1 pseudogene is annotated in these 323 nt (G+C 30.0%); it reads right to left on the minus strand.

The annotated features are described in order from the left end of the window. Positions 1–10: 10 nt before the first annotated feature. Positions 11–323 (minus strand): annotated as a pseudogene (locus FOT98_RS31755) (IS200/IS605 family accessory protein TnpB-related protein); the annotation flags it as partial.

The raw sequence follows: 323 nt of genomic DNA on the forward strand, positions 1-323 counted from the left end.
CCCTTCTCATTTAAATTTTAAATACGAATTGTTGATTGCTCATATAAACAGTTTTGTGAAGAATGCTCCACAATTTCCAATTGTGATATTCTTTCCACGTTTGAATTGTTTGTAACCATTTTTTATATACTTTTTGCGTATTCTTTTTACTTTCTTCCATGGAAGCAACAAGAATACGCAGTTTTGTTGTAATTTGTTTTTTTAATAATAATATAATCTCTTTTAGTAATTGTTCTTGCAATTCTAATCCACGTCTTGCGATCGTGAAGGCGGCTGCTTCATGAACGCTAATACCGAAATTTTTACTGTATTTTAATTTTCCA

Source organism: Bacillus sp. HY001 (assembly GCF_007558965.1).
Classification (GTDB): Bacteria; Bacillota; Bacilli; order Bacillales; family Bacillaceae_G; genus Bacillus_A; species Bacillus_A mobilis.